Raw genomic sequence first — 17359 nt, 5'->3', positions numbered from 1 at the left:
ACAGATGGTGTATGGGTGGAGCATGTGGCTCCTAATTAGATTTGACATGGTTGGGATCTAGGATTTAATGGATCATTGAACCCATATATTTAAGGATGTATCCTGGTATAACTGTTTAGGGGAGATTTATCCTTTCCTTAATTCCTCGATTTCCTTGGCTATTCTCCATATTCTTCGTAGGAATAATTCTGCTTCCTTATAGTAGATGGGGAAGTCTCTTGGATCTATGTATTCTTCGTAGAAGTTTCTATGAAGATTGTTTAATAGTAGGAATTTCTTGTATAGTTCCTCGTCTCCTAGTTCCTTTGAGATAAGACGCATGAATTCGAAGAAGTCTTTGTGAGTAATTATACGGTACCCTCTTATTGCTGCCAATGCTTTAAGTGTCTGAGTTATAGCACCCCACATAAACTCTGAGGCCTTTGGGAAATCACCTCTCCCCATGTATTCTAGGGCATTATGGTAGTATTCCTCAAATCTCCTCCTATGCACCTCGGCTAATCTTCCCAAACCCTATCACCCTTCCCGTCTTATCATCTATCCTTACCTCTACTACCTCTTTGGCGAAGATGCCGACATCGAATCTTATAATCCATACTCCTTCCTTCAAGCTAATACTTTCCAGTCTATGGAAATAATAGCCTGCCCTCTTCTCTAAGAACTCTATAGCCTTATCAAGAGCTTCCTCAGCCTCCATACGAACACCATACTTCTACTCCATACCTTCCTTTTTAAACCTTTCCTCGAATGCTTCACCGGATTGAGTTATTATTTAAGACTCTACTAATTAAGCTAACTGACACTATCGCTGAATGTGCTAAGGTGCTTGGAGTAGTATGAGGATGTGGGAGTAAGTGAATGTGGAAAGAGTTGGTAAGTCTTATGGGGTAACCATGTATTTTAGGGGGATTCCTCCTCACATTGTAGGGTATGTTTAGTGTTTAAGTACCCTGGGAAGTATATGGTTTTATTGGGGGTTTCTGGGTGAGCGTGGTTTTGGAGGATAGAGTTGCTGGGTTAGAGGAGAGGGTTGCTAAGATTGAGGGTGTATTGGAGCAGATGGATAAGCGTATGATGGAGTTTAGAGAAGATTTTAACAGGAGGCTAAATCGTCTAGAATCCGAGGTTAGGGAGCTTAGGGGTAGGATTTGGTGGGTTATAGGGATACAGATATCCATGTGGATAACAATAATATTGGCAATCCTGTTCAAGTAGCTGTTAGAGTTTTATATGGCTCCTCTATAAGCTATTACCTCGTTAATATCTAAGCCTTTAAGGGATGCCATAAAGCTAATAGATGTTAACTTTAGGCTTAGAACTATTTAATGAATTGTTGCCCCCCATCCTGATGACTTGGCTAAACTTGTAGAGAAGAAGGAAGCTGATGAATCCCTAGGCGCTACACAGCATCATATAATACTCACAGCAACCAAAAAGATAATGCACAGACAACCACTCCTACACGGGGGGTTAAAGGTGATGAGGATCTTATAGGGGTTTAAACAGCTATTTTAGTATTAATAGGAGTAGTAAGTGTTTACTGGAGGGTTTGTAGTGGTTCGGGAAGAGGTTTTGTTATGGATATCTGCTGCTGAGGAAGACTTATTTGATGCCGAGCTTGCTTTAAAGAATAAGCGCTGGTTTAGAACAGCATTTTTTGCTCAGCAAGCTGTTAAAAAAGCTTTAAAGGCATTATATTTTGTTCTAGCCAGAGAGCTGCCTCCATATACACATAGGGTCTCTGTGCTCTATAATGATTTAAAGAGGTATGGTTTCAAGTTGCCAAGTGATTTAGAGGAGGGCATTCCTATTCTAAACAAATACTATACTATAACCAGGTATCCTGATGCAGCTAATGGGTTGCCGAGTGAAGCAGTTGATCGTGGGGAGGCTGAGAGAGCCTATGATATAGCTAGAAGGGTGGTCGAATTTGTTAAGAAGGCGATACAAGAATATTCCTCCTAGAATACTGAATGCAGTAAAGGAGCTGGTATACTCTATCCAGAGAGAAGGGTTTAGAATAGATAGAATCATATTGTTTGGAAGCTATGCAAAGGGTACATGGCTTAAAACGAGTGATATAGATTTAATAATAGTTTCTAGAGACTTCAAGAACATTCCCTTCTCAAAGAGGCTTGACATAATCAACAAGATTATCTTCATAAAAAACATCACCCCATTCATAGAAGTACTCCCATATACTAGTGAGGAATTCTATGAGAGAATAAACAAGAGTATTGTGTTAAGAGATGCTTCTAAGTACTGGATAGAACTAACTCATCTAGTTGATTAAGATATTCATCTACAACTATATGCATAAGTATAATTAGGGAAGAGTAGAAGTGCTCTGAAAGCAGATAATATGATGACTGCCAGCCATAGCCAAGTATAATCATTGCTCACTATTATTTACACAGTGCTTTTACTTGGGGAGGCTCAATTATCGGTTTTACCTATTATTTCCTGCCTCCCTCTCCACAAGCTTGACGAGGTCTTCTATTATATATGCCTCTTCCAACACTTCCTCCGCTGAAAGCCTCTCTTCGTGGAAGCCATCTATATGGAGACGGTGATATGCTGTGTTCCAAGCGTCTAGGACTTCTTTACCATAGATTTCGCTAAGCCTTCTCGCGGCTCGTTGTAGCAGTCTTGGCCACCATCTATCTTCTCTTTGAGCCTTCTCATATTCTGGTATTTGCTTCACTTTAGCCAGTATCTTTATTGCTGCCTCGGCGATCTTGTAGAGCTTCTCTGAACCCTGAACTGCATCCCCCTTCTCGAGTAGTTCTAATGCCTCTCTAAACCATTTCCTTAGATTCTCTATATGAGTTGCTGGAGCCTCACCCACTACACTCTCCCTCTTGTGAGTCTTGAGAGAGCGTAGATGAATAGTCCGGTTGTAACTATTCCTAGAACTATTGGTTTCCAGGGGGTTAGTGTTTCGGGGTCTCTTAGCTTGACGTTGAAGTGGTCTATTATCCTCGTGATCCATTCCTTCTCTGGAGTGTACCATATATGGAGTTTATCGTAGACCCCCCTATAGTACTCATATGCCTCGTAGACCACGTTAAGCCTCCTAGGCTGGAGGTGCTCCAAGAAATCCCTCCTAACCTCCACCTCAGCCTCTATGAAGCCATTACTGTATAGCCTGAGGTGGAGCTCCCATACTTGGTCAAGGACGCGTCTCAACCCATACTTCTCCCCCTTAGGAGTGGAGGGAATAGCAGGCTCAAACCCCTGCTCTTGAACGAGATACTTATACACCTTCTCAACATCGGGGGCCCAGAGCATGAACAATGTGCTTCTAGTGAGCTTCTCCTCAACCTCCCATGCTTCAAGAGTAACAACTCTCCCAGATTCTAGTATAAACCTTCTAGGCACAACAGTCGCATAAACCAATACCGCTCCTCCCCACAAAGCGTCAGGGTCTATTCAAACACTATTACCAGCCCCTTTTATAAATATAGGATAGGAAGAGTAGTATAAGATAGCTCTCATAAGTCTGGGAGTGTTCTCAAGGACTTATCATTGTATGTTACTTTCTGATAAGCCTTGTATCTCTATATTACATGACTGTATTACATGTTGTACTATATGGGCTCTAAAATATTAACGATCAGGGTTCCCAAGGAGTTAAAGGAGAAGATGGAGAAGGCATATATTGATTGAAGAGTAGGGAGATAGAAAGTTTTATTGAGGACAGAATTAAGAGATGCGGGTTGTTGGAGGTTTTGAAGAAATAAGTGTTAGGGCTGGGAAGAGGAGGGTTAGAATAGATTCTACCAGGCTTATTAGAGAGGATAGGGATAGTAGATGATAGTATTAGATGCTTCTTTCACGGTAAAACTAGTTATTGGAGGGGAGAATTCTGAGGTTGCTAGAAAACTGTTTCGGAAATGGATTAGGGGCGGGGAAATAATTGCTACAGTAAATCAAATATTGCATTATATGAATCACCTAATGCTTTATGGAAGCACTACATCTTAGTCAAGGATTTAGATCTAGGTTCTTTTAGGAATGCTTTTAAAGACCTATTATCTTTATGGAATGGTTTCACAGTTATACCAGCACATGAGATCGCCGGGAAATCCCTAGATATAGCTATAAAAGAGAAGGCAACCATATATGATTCTCTATACCTAGCCTTAGCTCAACAATACAACGCCTGCCTAGCAACTTTTGATACTAGACAACATATCGCAGCTGATAAGTTAGGAATAAGAACCTGTCTATAGGAAAGAATAATTTCTGTTAAATAAACAATATTTTCATAAAAATCTAAGCCAAGACCATATACTAATAAATAATAATATAACATGGTAGGAGTTTTGTTTAAGAACTCATAAAACAACCATGGTTTTCATAGTTTCCAAAACAAACAGGCAGTGGTTGCCCGTGCATTATCTTTTAGAAACTATGGTTATTTTGGTTATTTTTGATACTTGCACGGGCTTCCCCCTCTTGTGTTGGGTTTTCATCATCTTCACGGAAGGGGCTATTGGGGCTCCACACAAACCACCATGAGCCCTTCATCTGCATTTTACAAACAATTATAAATGGTTTATAAAGCGAACCCAACAATAAGCTCCTCTAAACAATTATAGTATCCAAATAAGCAAATAGTCTTACTAGTAGTAATTGCCCACTTAACTATTACCTGTTTCCATTATTAGGGTATACGGGTTTGTGCAGAAATTAATTAGGGGTATTATATGGATTGAGCCCCCTATTCACTACTACTTGATATCGTCTAGACTCACTGTCTTGACCATATTAGTGGAGGCTTTAGCTAGTATCTGGTCCTCAGTTACAAGTGTTAGCCCATGTTTCCTAGCTAATGCTATATATGATGCATCATAAGCTGTTATACCCCTTGAAACCGCTATTTGGAGAATATCATGTTCTAGACCCCTAGGTTCTAGTATAATCATGTTCAGGACTAGATCTGTGAAGTCTCTTGTTAGGGAAACCGCTTCTTCAATACTAAGTCTATGTAATAAGTAGGACTCCTCCCAAAAAACATTTAAAACCTCGTATATTGTGAGCCACTGTAAAACCTGTCCACCTAATGGTACTAGTTTAGCTTCTTTCAACGCTTTTACAAGGCTAGAAGCATCAAACAAATAGCTTGGCTTCATTATCTAGCCTCCCTATCCTCCCGAATAAGCCTCACTATCTCATCGATGTCTATCTTGGCGAGCACGTTACGCTTCTCCTTCAACCTCTTCTCCAAATCAATTAGTTTACGGCGACGTACCTCTTCCTCAAGAGCTCTCCTTATAAGCTCTGAGACATTAATTTTTAAACGCTTAGCCTCCTCTAAGAGCTCCCTCCTAACCTTAGCTGAAACAGTAACATACCTACTCATAAGTCAGTCGCCCATGTAGTAGTAGTAAAAAAATAATATGTTAAAATAATATGTTTACATACCTGTAAACCTATAAATCCTAAGGTTTCTGAACAAGAATATTCTTCTAACAATACCTTCTCATAGGAGTGTTTGGATGATCTTATTAGTATCTATTCTGGGAACCAATTATATTTAATTACAAGTATTCATAGTTGAAGCGAGCACAGGATTTACCCAGAGGATGGAAGCCATCGTAGATCTTAACGCTTACTTAAACTTTTAGATTTTAACATGGGAATGCAGGATTACCAGTTAATGTACTATGTGTTAGTATAGTTGTTCATGCTTCGGACATCAGCCTCTTCTCCATGGTGTGTCATGTTGGAAATATATATCGTTTAATAAGGGTTTCCAAAATCATTCATTACTAATATACCAATTAATGTCATGATTAGTCCGATAACGGTATATGCTATGAATCCTATTAAGGGCGCTAAGACACCAACTCCTAGCATTGAGAGTTAGGAATTAGCTACTCAACATTAACTATACAACCTTTTATATAATTCGCCAATCCTTTTTACGGCTTCACGTATATCGTTCTTTGATGGTCTACTAAAGTTTAGTCTTACCGTGTTCGCTCCCGAGCCATCAGTATAGAATGGTCTTCCTGGTACAACTGCAACTTTGTATTCGTCAATGAGCTTGGATGCGAACTCTTCTCCACTAGCTTTTTCTGGAAGATATAGCATAACAAACATACCAGCCTTAGGCTTCGTAAATTTAGCCGAGCCTACGTATTCTTCAAGAGAGTTTAGCAGTATGTCTCGTTTCTCTTTGTACAGGAGTATGTTATCGGCACACCGGCATACTATCACTTCTTCTACAGCCCAATCCTGGGCAGGCTCGAAATCTTGGGAGCCGACATAAGGTATGAATCCAACGTCGACGGGGCCAAGAGGCTGCCCCCAACCCTGGCGGGGGAAGTCGAGCCCAGCTTCGTAGTCGTGGGGAACATACCGCTCGTGCTAAGGGAGAGTCTCCTCCCCAAAGTGCTCGAGTATGGAACTAGGTTCGTCGAGGCCACTAAAAGGAAGCTCCCGCCAGGTATTATAGGCCCCTTCAGCCTAGAGAGCATAATAACCGAGGACCTCGAAGTTAAAGTATTCGAGTTCTCGGGTAGGATAGTTGCGGGCACCAACCTCTACATCCACGGGAGCCCCTACTCACTCCTATACTGGGATGAGCCTATGAGCATGGGCAGGAGGAAGGCGAGAAAGTTAAAGCTGGCTATCTCCAAGAACCTGCTAGAGCTAGTAGTAACCTAGCATTCGCTACACGCCGAGAAGCCAAAACAGTCGATAAAACAGTAAATAATATACCCGGATATTGACTAGCACTCCCGAGGCACTCAACCAAGCGACAAGTCATCCGAGTATGAGGTAGACTTGTCGGCCCCACACTGTTACTCTAAAACAAACTAAAAAATGGATTAATACTAGACAGAGACGTGATAGGTGCAATAAATATTGGCTTAAAATACTTATCCACAAATGGGAGCCCCATGGCGTTGGGCTCGACCGAGCCCCATGAGGTGTGGGTGAAGCAGGTGATCCCACACCAAGAGCTAACCCCACCCATGGAAAATAATCAAAAATACTCAGAAATAATAAGGGTGGGGAAACGCCTAAACTTCTTACTCTCACCGCCAGCAAGAACGGTAGCGGTAATCCTCAACAACAACACCATAAAATAAGGATGTAGCAATACATATAACTTGAATAGGTAAATAATTCTATTTGAGAACAAGAATTCTCTCTGAGAAAAGAATTGTCAACGATGATAATTTATTTATGGATGATAAAAAGGTATTTAGTATTATTTCCACTTGGATAAGTCTGTTTCGTTCTCTGTTTTTGCAACAATTAATGTTCCAGTTAGATCGCCGGTTACGTTGACCATTGTTCTACCCATGTCTAGGATTACATCTATGCCTGCTATTAACGAATATGCTAGGGCGACGTTGGGTTCTGTTAGTGGGAGTCCTACTGCTTGTAGTACTAGGGCTAACATTATTAGTCCTGCACCGGGTACTCCTGCTGTTCCTATGGATGCTAGGACTGCGGTGAGAACTATCATGCCATAATGTACTACGGTTAAATGTATTCCTAGAGCGTTAGCAATGAACATTGTTGCTATGGCTTGGTACATTGCTGTTCCATCCATGTTTATTGTTGCTCCTAATGGTAGTGTGAATGCATAAATGGATTTCTTAATACCCATTTTCTCCTCTGCAACACTCATTGTAATTGGTAGTGTGCCTGAAGATGACCTGGTGACGAATGCTGTTAACATTGCATCCTTCGCTTTAGCCAAGAACTTGATTATATTGAATCTAAACACTGCTAGTATGCTACCATATGTTGCGAAGATATGTATGAAAAGTCCCAAGTATAGTGCAACTACAGCAACACCTAGAGGTCCTAAGACTCCGGGCCCCGTTATTGCAACAGCGTATCCTATGAGTGCGAAGACACCGTACGGCATGTATTCAAGAATTCCCCTAACAATCTTATATATTGCTTCAGCGAGGCCATCAAATACGTTGAGAACTGTTGAGCCAAGATTTCTTAACCTCTCATCCTTACTATCCTTTAGATATGCTAGCGCAATACCTAGTACTATTGCGAAGAATATTATTTGGAGAACATTTCCATTAACTAATGCAGCCCACGGATTTGTAGGTATAATGTTAAGTAATACATCTATAGGTGATGGTGGAGTAACTGTTTTAACACTATAACCTGTCCCAGCAAGGTGTACTCCTACACCTGGCTGAAACAATAACCCCATCGCTATACCTATCAAAACCGCTATAGCCGATGTAACAATATAGTAGACAATAATCTTTACACCAACCTTACCGAGTTTAAGAGGAGAAATACTCGCTGAACCAACCACTAGAGAGAACAACACTATTGGGACAACAATCATCTTCAATAATCTTATCAAGACATCGCCAAGAGGCTTAATAACAGCTATCGGCGGACCCACTATGACGCCGGCAACAATACCTAGAACAAAAGCAATAGCAACCTTATAGATAACAGGGAACCGCTTATATGATTCCCAAAAACCCAAGACTACTCACACCAATATATATTAAGTTCATCATAACAATATAAACTTTAAAATCTAGATAGAAAACAAAAACAACATCTCTATCTTCAACAACTATATATGCTTCTGAAACAGAATATTCAGCTACTTCACTATTAGCAATTCTGAACATACTCCTACTAATCTTCTCCAAGCATAGTTCTTCAGCAACATGCTTGGATATCATAGTATAAATCACATTAGCACCAGCCACAAACCTCCTCCATTTTAAAGTTCCACGTAAAAATATAAGCTAAAATTCCCCTAACACGAACTTGGGATATATGGGGTTTATAAAGCAAGCCCCACATATAACGTTCTAAAAACAGCCAAGATATAAAACAAACCAGTGGTTCATACACTTATAAACTTGTGGATGGAAATAGTAGGGTCAACTTAGTGAACAGCTCAATAAATTATGAGGTTCCCTGATTCCTCGAGCTTGTACTGTGTCTTGTTTTATTCATAGTTTCCTTCACGGCATTAACTAGTTTTTCTATATGTTTAATCGCTATTTCTACATCCCTAGCGCTACACCATCCTTCATAAAAGCATGTATGCATACCGTTTGCAGCCATCCATGCATCATATACCCATTCACCCAGCTCAATTACTAATTTATCCTTATACTCCCATAATTCTCCATGACTTCTCAACTGCTTACCATCTCTATGTAGTGCATAAGCTTTCACTGTTAGAGCTGTAGCCCCCCATAATTTCTCAGATGCTTGCCTGAGATTGCCTTTTCCAAGCTCCTCCACAGCTTCTCGTAGAAGTTCCTGTGCTGCTTCAACATATTCTATGGCTTTATCCATAGGATCGAGGTTATGGGATAATAGCTCAATAATATACTCTTCAAGCGTCATACCCTTTTTCTCAGCCTCTCGTCTAGCATGCTCTGCAACTCTGCGAGGAATTATGATGACCACGCTCATTGCTCTTCTCCAACAAGTACTATTTACATAATTAATAATCAATCTTCACCATAAATAATTAGAGTAATAATAATTGTATATTAGAGTACTGCGACGCAGAGAATACATAGAGAAGACGATGAGAAATGAAAGAGCTCGTTTCTGAAAGTGAATTCAACAACTAATCATATCAAATAATTATGTTTTTCATAATTCCCTAAAAATAAGCCTAGTATTTAAATAAGCGAATAGTCTCTCCTAAAGAGTGTGAGGAATTATATAAGAAGTTTGTAGATGAACTTATTGAGATATAAATTAGAATATTAGATCATTTCTGCTCTGCTTAATACTCGGGAGCATAATAAATGATGTTGAAAATATATAGTCTCCGGATATTTGTGGGTGGTGATTATGGGAAGAATTATTCTAAGTAATGCGAGGATAATAACACCTTTTGAGGAGATATATCCAGGAACCGTAGAGGTAGAGAACGGGATCATTAAGAAAGTCTACTATGGGAAAAGATGCGGCGGCGAAAACTTGGAGGGAAAAATACTGACTCCCGGATTTATAGATATACATACCCATGGTATTCGAGGACATGATATTACACAAAGCTCTCTAGGAGGATCTGTGGAGAAAGTAGTGGAAACATTAGTAGAAATGAGTAAAGCCTATGCTGTTCATGGAGTAACAAGGTTTCTACCAACTACTATGACGGCGCCACATGAAGCTCTCCTAATAGCTACTAAGGGTGTTGCTGAAACAATGGATTATCAAAGAGATAGAATCGAGGGGGCATTGATTGAAGGACTCCACATGGAGGGACCATATATAAGCAGGGAGAAGGCGGGGGCACAGAATCCCAAATATATACGTTCTCCAAGTATTAGCGAGTTAAAGGAGTATTGGGAAACGTCAAGAGGAAAATTAAGAACCATAACATTAGCACCCGAAGTTAAGGGGGCGTTAGAGCTTATAGAGTATGCTAGGAGTCTAGGAATAAATGTTTCAATAGGCCATACAAATGCTACATATGAAGAAGCTAAAGCCGCCATATATGTGGGGGCGAATAGAGCTACCCACCTCTATAATGGGATGAGACAGATTCATCATCGAGAACCAGGTGTTGTAGTTGCTCTCCTAGAAAGCCCTCAAGTATACTTAGAGCTTATATGTGACTTTATCCACGTCTCACCTGTTATGATAAAGTTCACGATAAGATATGCTGGTATAGAGAGAATAGTAACTGTTACCGATTCAATAATTGCAACGGATCTCCCTGATGGAACATATAGTTTGGGAGGATTAGAAATAATTGTTGAAGAAGGAGTTAGTAGGCTTAGAAATGGAGCTCTTGCTGGAAGCACTCTCACAATGGATAAAGCACTAAGAAACCTTGTCAAGTTAGGGATCCCATTAAAAGATGCTGTGAGAACATTAACATATAATCCAGCCTCAGCAGTAGGTATACGTGACGCTGGAGCAATAATTCCTGGATACACAGCAGACCTCGTAGTCTTAAATAATAATTTAAGAGTCGAATCCGTATATGTTCGGGGAGAAAATATATTGTGAATTATAAAATGAATAATGGATCTTATGTAGTTATTGCTTTGGCTAATCCGGGCGGTGTATCTACTGGATATCCCTGTTTTACTCCTAGATGATACGCTATAAGCTGTAGGGGGATAATAGTGGTTATTGGCGATAATATTTTATGGGTGGGTTTAACCTTAACTACCTCGCCATAGCCTATATCATCATGTGTAATTGTTATTAGGAAACCATTCTTTGACAATACATACTCGGCAACCTTATTATATAGAGGTAAAGCTTCTTCTTCAACAGGCTTTATAATAATTACTGGATACTTATCTCTTATAAGCACTAATGGTCCATGCCTTAACTCACCTAATTGAACACCTTCAGCATGTATTATGGATGCTTCCTTGAATTTCAGAGAAGCTTCTAGTGCTACGGGATAGTTTATTCCACTACTTGATACATACATGTTTTTCCATCCTAACAGTTTCTCAGAGATCTTTTCCGCAATATTATCATAGACCTGGAGATCTTTTCTTAACTCTTTAGCTGTCTCACGTATTTTTTCAGTGATCCCGACATACTCGGTTTGGCTAAGCTTACCAGTATATAATCCAGTGTATCCAGCAAGTAATGCTAGTGCAACAAGGCTTGATACGAAAGTTTTTGTTGCTGGAACAGCTAGTTCCGGGCCAGCACCTATTGGTAGATAAACATTTGATTCTAGCGAGAGACGAGAGCCTACAACGTTTGTAACCCCTATAATTACTGCTCCATATTGTTTGGCAAGTTTTACACTCTTAATGACATCGCTTGTCTCCCCACTCTGACTAATAGCTATGATAACCGTACCTGTTGAAACATTTTTCAAAGCATAATAGGGGAATTCAGCCGCGCTAACTACATTGACGTTTATATTTGCTAGATCAGTGAAGTAATATGATGACACCATTCCTGCGTGAAGACTTGTACCATTACCAATAACATATACGTTTTTAGCACCATAAATTATCATTGCTGCTAATCGTAGATATTTTTCCATTAAGGAATATGTTGTCTTGATCATAGAGTCTGGTATTTCATATATTTCCTTCAACATATAATGTGGATACCCAGCTTTTCCAACAAGTTCTACTTGGTATTTTACTCTCTTCTTAATTAATCTCTCAATACTTATTGGCTCCATGTTTTCAGCATTAATTATCCTAATATTATCTATGCTTATCTCAGCAGCCATACCCTCCTCCAATATATATGCTTCATCAGCGTAACCATATAGGCTTGGAATATCGCTTGATAAATAAATACATTCATTATTATGTGTTAACCCAATTATGAGTGGTTGACCATTATGGGCAACATAAAATACTTCTTTCCCAGCAATGATAGCTGCGACAGCATACATACCTCTAAGCTCACGCATATATCTAGCAATAGCTTCCAATGGATCCTTTTTCTCCCTAAATACTGATTCCTCTAGTAAATGAGCATAAACCTCTGTATCTGTTCTAGATGAGAAACTATGTCCTTTCCTAACTAGTTTTTCCTTGTAAGCTTCATAGTTTTCGATTAAACCATCTCCTACAACCGCGATCTTCCCAGTACAATCAGTTAGAGGATGAGTATTTTCAACCGTGGGCCATCCACGACTAGCATATCTAGTATGCCCCAAAGCTATTCTCGATGGAATATTAAATAGGTCTACTTCATTAGCAACCTTTTCAAGATGTCCAGGTTTTTTCCTAATAACTATATTGCCTTCATCATCGAGAAAAGCTACACCAACACCGTCATAGCCTCTGTAGAGGAGGCGTCTAAGCCCCTCAAACACTACTCCCCTGCGGATCTTCTCCTTACAAACAACACCAAATATTCCGCCCACAGAACTACACCACCATTAATCCAGTGAATAATAATTAGCTAGACAAGATATAAATATGATAAACATATAAATCGATCTATATTCATTTACCTAGAAAAATCTATGATCGATCACTATGATATTAATCATAAAATACTAATATATGCGTCCTTTATCAAGTATGCTTAAGAGCTCGTTTAGATCTATTTCTCCAAGCCCTATCATATAGTCTCCGGCTCCATAACTTATCAGTATCTTGTCTCTGCTAAGCCTCCATAATCCACAGGGGAATATAGTGTAGGGTCTGTCACCGAATATTTCGTATAGTAGTTTGGGCTCCATAATATATGTTGGTGTAACAGCTTTCACAATTATGCCTTCGTTCCTCGAGTATTCTAGTTGCATTGCGAAGAGACGATATGCTTCTAATTCATAGTCTACACCGTGGAGTAGAGCAATTATTTCATTATCCCTAAGCTTTATTGGTGGCGTGGCCCATCCTATTTTGCTTTCAAAACTAGCTTTATCAGTTACCCATATAGTATCCCTTAATACGACTTCTCTAACCTGTTCAGCTACGCTATATAGTTCTTCTAAGCCTATCCTACTAGTTAACAGATAGAAACCATCATCATCCATGTGCGGCCTATGAAACAATAATAGATCATTGCTTAGCTTCACTAAGAAAGCATCCTTATTACTTACAACATGCTCTCTTAATCCTGGAGGGAAAACATATACGTGTATCTTCTTCCACTTATAATATTTCTCCTCCTCTACAGCTGTAACAGGCAGAGTCCTCTCCCTACCAATACGTGGATTAAAATAATTTACTGTTCTACCAGTATATGTCATGTATAGTTTACCATCGATCACGTAAACCCTAGGATCCTCTGTGCCCCATAAATCATATTTTGTCGAAGGATAAACCACTGGTTGACCAGCATAATAGTTTATATTAATATCTCCTGAACCCGAGAAAATATCGTCTAATGGAACCCTGATCGCAATAATTGCTGAAACATACATGAAATAACCAACTATTATCCTAGCATATAATATAGCATCCTCCTCATCAACAGCTAGAGCAGAATTAAAAACAGCTATGGGATTACTAATAGGATAATTATTCAAATAGACACGATTAGGAGCAATAACACCCAGACGATGAACAATATCAGTTGTCTCATTACGCCTAATATTGGATGCTTCAGAGAAGCCAACAGCTCTCTTAAAATGATCACCATACATGTACATGAAACATAACCTCTCAACAACCCCAATAGACAAGAAATAAATTAAAACATTTAAATTTTACATTAACTCTCACATACCAGTATTTGTTATCTTAATTTTACAAAGCGATCAATAAGGACTTCATAAAATAAAAACGCTTAGAAAACAAAATCAACTATACTCATACCCTATTATTTTTTCTCGGCAACTACATATATGTTGCGGGTTATGTTTTTTCGCTTAGTGTTTTGGTAAAAATATCCTTTCTCAATGATTTCGAGTCCTACGTATCTTATCTCATTGCATAGTTCTTCAATATCATAGAGATAATAGTATCTACAACTTATACTATCACATATTAATACATCTTTCTCGGATTCTAAGGTTTTGATCATGTATTTCTTCTTTAGAGAATCTAAATCTGGGTTCCAAACAGTAATTATTACATGTCCATTATTCCTAAGCATATGCTTTATATTTTTTAACAATTCTATTCTGCATTCTCTGCCTAGGATATGGTGGAGAACTGCGAATAAATATATTGTGTTGAAATAGTTTTCTAAAAACATATTATCTAATATGTCTCCGCAAATCTCTATGGCAAGTGCATTGGTGTTCTTAATACTTAGTAGTGGTGTCTCAGCTAAATCCACGATCACTAGTTTTTCAATGATTTTCTTATCTAAAAAATATCTAGAGGTTGAAGCAATTCCCCCACCTAGATCCAATACTGCTCCATGAGTATATTTCTCGATGAAGAGTTGTTTCCATGGCTTAGCACGGTATCTTGATCCTTTTATTTTAAACCATTCTATCGTTTTCTCCATTAGGTCTCCATATTTTTTCCAGCAGAATTCCTGAGCGTTATGGGTCATTTTCTTTATCCATGAAGAGTTATGGTTTATGATTTACTATTACTCTGCCTTCTCTATCCATATACCCTATAAGCATTGCTTCCGTATTATATCTCCACCCAATTCTCCCTTCATAGTCCACTGCAATGAAGCCCATTGTGTCTTTTCCAACTGTCTCATTAACATATGTTATAACATTGTCTAGTGCTTCTTCAAAATCCATTCCTTGATCAATGTATTCTGCAAGTTTTAAGCAGGGCATTGATCTTATAATCATTTCTCCGAAGCCTGTAGCGCTACATGCAACTTTTCTGGATGAGTAGAATCCAGCACCTGGTATTGGTGAATCACCTATTCTACCTGGAAGCTTAAGTATTACTCCCCCCGTACTAACTGCTGTTGCCAATAATCCATTATCATCTACTGCAACTGCTCCCACAGTATCAGCAAAACTAGCTAGTGATTCAACTAGTCTCCTATAGTTTTCATTGCTTTCTATAAAGCTCAGTATTTTTCGCCAATAATCCCTCTTTATTTCTCCACTCAATAGTTTTTTGAGGCTCTCATAGTATCTTTCAACAACATGTTTTGGCGGGGGTGGGAGGGGTGGTAGACTATATAATTTGGCTAGAGTGTCTGCTCCATCACCACCGATTATTATATGTGGTGTTTTCTCAGCAACTATTCTTGCTAGAACTACTGGGTTACGAGTAGCTTTAACAGCTGATACAGCACCTATTAAACCGTTAGAAGTCATTATGCCTGCATCAAGCGTTCTATTACCCAATATATCGAGCACACTACCCACACCAGCGTTTAAATATCCTGAATCCTCCATGCATTTAACAGCTTCTACAACTGCTTCCAACGCATTATTACTATTATTCAGAACTGTCCATGCTTTCCTCGTACAATTCTCCATCACAATATATGCTTTCTCCCTAACTCTTGAATCCTTCCAACTACCCGCTCCACCATGTAGGATTATGGATTTAGCCATAAGCATTCACCAAACACATTATTTTATACATAGCAATATAGATTAACAGATACTGAGAAATATGAAGAATACGGTGCAGAAGCTTTGAGTACTCTGGAGACAGAAAATAAGACAAGCATACCTAATGGTTTAGAAAAACTTGTTAGAAGCTTTGAGTTCAGAAAAGAAACATATATACCACATATTTTCCCAGGGATAATGTTGATTATATCATTGCCTGCGTATATATCATTAATATATAATATTATGTTCCACGGTGTCCAAGAAGCAACCAGTAGCTGGTACACTAGTTTAGCAACACTATATATTGGATATATTCTTGCATCAGCTATATCTATTTATAGATTATTGAAAATAACCCATACACACCTAGTTAATAGCGGTATAACATCCTATTATTGGCTGAAAAAACTCGATGACTATGATTCAATAATAAAACTATATAGATCAGGTGTTATGAGGAGAGATTTACCTTCGCCCCTAACAGGATTAATAGCAACACTATTGTCTGGAGGCATAGCTTATCCTATACTATTATATGTAGTGGATAAAACCATGAGGGATCACTACTATGGTGAAGAGGGGAAGTTTCTCGGAATACACATTACTAATAGGATTAACGTAGAACATGGACTAGTATATGTAGCGGCAACACTTCTCACAGTAGGATTATTCCTAATTATTTGGGACTACATTATTGTTAGAAACTATAATAGACATGTGAAAATTATTCATGGAAGCCATCCAGAACCACCATTAACCATTACAACAACACTAACATATGGTGAACATGGAGGAGAAATACCAATACTAGCTTTATCACTAGCTTTTCTAGGTGCAGGCATATATGGTTTACTGGGAATAATTGGTTTCATGAACCATTTAACGGGCACAATAGGATACGGGTTGCTAATTGCTGGTATAGCTGCTTATTATAGGAGAAAAAGTTTTTCTTCGCAGGTGGGAAGAGTTTATGGTTTTATTTATTTATCATTTATATTGTTCTCAATAATAGGATATACTAGTGCACAAACATATTATAGCCTCTATGAAGAGACATCTAAGCAATTAGTTGAACTGAGAACAAATGATCTATTCAATTTGACGAGGAATATTTTCATAAACAATTTCATAATATCCTTTATTTCAACAATCCCAATCATAGGCCCACTATATTTAGGGGTAGGCTTAGGTAATGCTGCCCTATATTATGGAGTTGCAATAAACATTGCTCTCTCTGAAGGTAATCTATCTATTCTATTATTGCCATTAATGCCTCATGCAATACTAGAATTACTAGCTTACGCATTCTTCGCATCATTATCTATGAGGATCTTTATTGAAAAAGAATCCAAGTTTACAATATACTTTGTGATCAGTGCATTGATCCTTTTTACTGCTGCATTTATAGAAGCGTTATCCGTTGTAGCCGTGAGATAA

21 protein-coding genes and 1 pseudogene are annotated in these 17359 nt (G+C 38.7%); 8 read left to right on the top strand and 14 right to left on the bottom strand.

What is annotated here, in order from left to right:
- Window positions 1-126: 126 nt before the first annotated feature.
- Window positions 127-510, bottom strand: coding sequence for a PaREP1/PaREP8 domain-contain protein (locus tag SMAR_RS07960; RefSeq protein WP_011839815.1), 384 nt, complete (start codon window positions 508-510; stop codon window positions 127-129).
- On the bottom strand, window positions 485-697 hold the full coding sequence (locus SMAR_RS07955; RefSeq protein ID WP_011839814.1) for a hypothetical protein: 213 nt from the start codon (window positions 695-697) through the stop codon (window positions 485-487). The genes SMAR_RS07960 and SMAR_RS07955 overlap by 26 nt, the downstream gene beginning before the upstream one ends.
- A 287-nt stretch (window positions 698-984) precedes the next feature.
- On the opposite strand from SMAR_RS07955, the gene SMAR_RS07950 reads away from it, so the two are divergent.
- The 4 genes from SMAR_RS07950 (at window position 985) to SMAR_RS07940 (ending at window position 2293) form a co-directional block, all read left to right on the top strand.
- On the top strand, window positions 985-1215 hold the full coding sequence (locus SMAR_RS07950; RefSeq protein WP_148676790.1) for a hypothetical protein: 231 nt from the start codon (window positions 985-987) through the stop codon (window positions 1213-1215).
- Between the two features lie 138 nt (window positions 1216-1353).
- Window positions 1354-1494, top strand: coding sequence for a hypothetical protein (locus SMAR_RS08590; protein WP_169696949.1), 141 nt, complete (start codon window positions 1354-1356; stop codon window positions 1492-1494).
- 60 nt (window positions 1495-1554) lie between these two features.
- A complete protein-coding gene (locus SMAR_RS07945) occupies window positions 1555-1965 on the top strand; it encodes a HEPN domain-containing protein (RefSeq protein WP_169696948.1) in 411 nt (136 codons plus the stop codon).
- Entirely contained in the window at window positions 1931-2293 is a 363-nt protein-coding gene (locus SMAR_RS07940) for a nucleotidyltransferase domain-containing protein (RefSeq protein ID WP_052833876.1), read from the top strand. Before SMAR_RS07945 ends, SMAR_RS07940 begins: the two co-directional genes overlap by 35 nt.
- Window positions 2294-2449: 156 nt before the next feature.
- Here the strand turns inward: SMAR_RS07940 and SMAR_RS07935 are convergent, their stop codons facing one another.
- The gene (locus tag SMAR_RS07935; protein ID WP_011839813.1) at window positions 2450-2848 is read right to left on the bottom strand and encodes a PaREP1 family protein; all 399 of its coding nucleotides are present in this window, start codon (window positions 2846-2848) and stop codon (window positions 2450-2452) included.
- Window positions 2848-3399, bottom strand: a complete 552-nt coding sequence (locus tag SMAR_RS08585) for a hypothetical protein (protein WP_011839812.1) — start codon at window positions 3397-3399, stop codon at window positions 2848-2850. Before SMAR_RS08585 ends, SMAR_RS07935 begins: the two co-directional genes overlap by 1 nt.
- A 539-nt stretch (window positions 3400-3938) precedes the next feature.
- Between SMAR_RS08585 and SMAR_RS08750 the strand changes: the two genes are divergently transcribed.
- The gene (locus SMAR_RS08750) at window positions 3939-4235 is read left to right on the top strand and encodes a type II toxin-antitoxin system VapC family toxin (RefSeq protein WP_148676897.1); all 297 of its coding nucleotides are present in this window, start codon (window positions 3939-3941) and stop codon (window positions 4233-4235) included.
- 501 nt (window positions 4236-4736) lie between these two features.
- Here the strand turns inward: SMAR_RS08750 and SMAR_RS07925 are convergent.
- The 3 genes from SMAR_RS07925 to SMAR_RS08475 form a co-directional block, all read right to left on the bottom strand.
- Window positions 4737-5138: a type II toxin-antitoxin system VapC family toxin gene (locus SMAR_RS07925; RefSeq protein ID WP_011839811.1), complete on the bottom strand. Its 402-nt coding sequence runs from the start codon at window positions 5136-5138 to the stop codon at window positions 4737-4739.
- Window positions 5138-5368, bottom strand: coding sequence for a type II toxin-antitoxin system CcdA family antitoxin (locus SMAR_RS07920; protein WP_011839810.1), 231 nt, complete (start codon window positions 5366-5368; stop codon window positions 5138-5140). The genes SMAR_RS07925 and SMAR_RS07920 overlap by 1 nt, the downstream gene beginning before the upstream one ends.
- A gap of 524 nt (window positions 5369-5892) precedes the next feature.
- Window positions 5893-6228, bottom strand: a complete 336-nt coding sequence (locus SMAR_RS08475) for an aminotransferase class I/II-fold pyridoxal phosphate-dependent enzyme (RefSeq protein ID WP_011839809.1) — start codon at window positions 6226-6228, stop codon at window positions 5893-5895.
- Between SMAR_RS08475 and SMAR_RS08470 the strand changes: the two are divergent.
- A pseudogene (locus SMAR_RS08470) lies at window positions 6175-6678 on the top strand (DUF1297 domain-containing protein); the annotation flags it as partial. The gene SMAR_RS08475 and the pseudogene SMAR_RS08470 overlap by 54 nt on opposite strands.
- A 550-nt stretch (window positions 6679-7228) precedes the next feature.
- Here the strand turns inward: SMAR_RS08470 and SMAR_RS07905 are convergent.
- From SMAR_RS07905 to SMAR_RS07895, 3 genes are all read right to left on the bottom strand, one after another.
- Window positions 7229-8491 carry a dicarboxylate/amino acid:cation symporter gene (locus SMAR_RS07905; protein WP_011839807.1) on the bottom strand — a complete coding sequence of 421 codons (1263 nt, stop codon included), beginning with the start codon at window positions 8489-8491 and terminating at the stop codon, window positions 7229-7231.
- Window positions 8469-8723 (bottom strand): hypothetical protein, encoded by a 255-nt coding sequence (locus SMAR_RS07900; protein WP_011839806.1) that lies wholly within the window; start codon window positions 8721-8723, stop codon window positions 8469-8471. The genes SMAR_RS07905 and SMAR_RS07900 overlap by 23 nt, the downstream gene beginning before the upstream one ends.
- A gap of 202 nt (window positions 8724-8925) precedes the next feature.
- A complete protein-coding gene (locus SMAR_RS07895; RefSeq protein WP_011839805.1) occupies window positions 8926-9444 on the bottom strand; it encodes a PaREP1 family protein in 519 nt (172 codons plus the stop codon).
- Window positions 9445-9834: 390 nt separating this feature from the next.
- Here SMAR_RS07895 and nagA point away from each other — a divergent pair, with 390 nt between their 5' ends.
- Window positions 9835-11001 (top strand): N-acetylglucosamine-6-phosphate deacetylase, encoded by a 1167-nt coding sequence (nagA, locus tag SMAR_RS07890; protein WP_011839804.1) that lies wholly within the window; start codon window positions 9835-9837, stop codon window positions 10999-11001.
- Window positions 11002-11023: 22 nt separating this feature from the next.
- On the opposite strand, the gene glmS is transcribed toward nagA, so the two are convergent.
- From glmS to SMAR_RS07870, 4 genes are all read right to left on the bottom strand, one after another.
- On the bottom strand, window positions 11024-12850 hold the full coding sequence (gene glmS, locus SMAR_RS07885) for a glutamine--fructose-6-phosphate transaminase (isomerizing) (RefSeq protein ID WP_011839803.1): 1827 nt from the start codon (window positions 12848-12850) through the stop codon (window positions 11024-11026).
- 135 nt (window positions 12851-12985) lie between these two features.
- A complete protein-coding gene (locus SMAR_RS07880) occupies window positions 12986-14086 on the bottom strand; it encodes a glycoside hydrolase family 130 protein (RefSeq protein WP_011839802.1) in 1101 nt (366 codons plus the stop codon).
- A 170-nt stretch (window positions 14087-14256) separates the two neighbouring features.
- Complete coding sequence (locus SMAR_RS07875) at window positions 14257-14940, bottom strand: class I SAM-dependent methyltransferase (protein WP_148676786.1); 684 nt, start codon at window positions 14938-14940, stop codon at window positions 14257-14259.
- Between the two features lie 19 nt (window positions 14941-14959).
- Window positions 14960-15919 (bottom strand): isoaspartyl peptidase/L-asparaginase, encoded by a 960-nt coding sequence (locus SMAR_RS07870; protein ID WP_011839800.1) that lies wholly within the window; start codon window positions 15917-15919, stop codon window positions 14960-14962.
- Between the two features lie 84 nt (window positions 15920-16003).
- Between SMAR_RS07870 and SMAR_RS07865 the strand changes: the two genes are divergently transcribed.
- Window positions 16004-17359, top strand: a complete 1356-nt coding sequence (locus SMAR_RS07865) for a stage II sporulation protein M (protein WP_011839799.1) — start codon at window positions 16004-16006, stop codon at window positions 17357-17359.

This window comes from Staphylothermus marinus F1 (genome assembly GCF_000015945.1).
Lineage (GTDB): Archaea > Thermoproteota > Thermoprotei_A > Sulfolobales > Desulfurococcaceae > Staphylothermus > Staphylothermus marinus.
The sequence above is the reverse complement of the archived record's forward strand: the minus strand, read 5'-3'. Positions and strand labels throughout refer to the sequence as shown.

Bases quoted from the DNA above. Each gene is read 5' to 3' on its own strand.
- SMAR_RS07955 (WP_011839814.1), bottom strand. From the start codon at position 697: ATGGAGGCTGAGGAAGCTCTTGATAAGGCTATAGAGTTCTTAGAGAAG.
- SMAR_RS07925 (WP_011839811.1), bottom strand. From the start codon at position 5,138: ATGAAGCCAAGCTATTTGTTTGATGCTTCTAGCCTTGTAAAAGCGTTG.
- SMAR_RS07920 (WP_011839810.1), bottom strand. From the start codon at position 5,368: ATGAGTAGGTATGTTACTGTTTCAGCTAAGGTTAGGAGGGAGCTCTTA.
- SMAR_RS07895 (WP_011839805.1), bottom strand. From the start codon at position 9,444: ATGAGCGTGGTCATCATAATTCCTCGCAGAGTTGCAGAGCATGCTAGA.
- nagA (WP_011839804.1), top strand. From the start codon at position 9,835: ATGGGAAGAATTATTCTAAGTAATGCGAGGATAATAACACCTTTTGAG.
- SMAR_RS07880 (WP_011839802.1), bottom strand. From the start codon at position 14,086: ATGTACATGTATGGTGATCATTTTAAGAGAGCTGTTGGCTTCTCTGAA.
- SMAR_RS07875 (WP_148676786.1), bottom strand. From the start codon at position 14,940: ATGACCCATAACGCTCAGGAATTCTGCTGGAAAAAATATGGAGACCTA.
- SMAR_RS07870 (WP_011839800.1), bottom strand. From the start codon at position 15,919: ATGGCTAAATCCATAATCCTACATGGTGGAGCGGGTAGTTGGAAGGAT.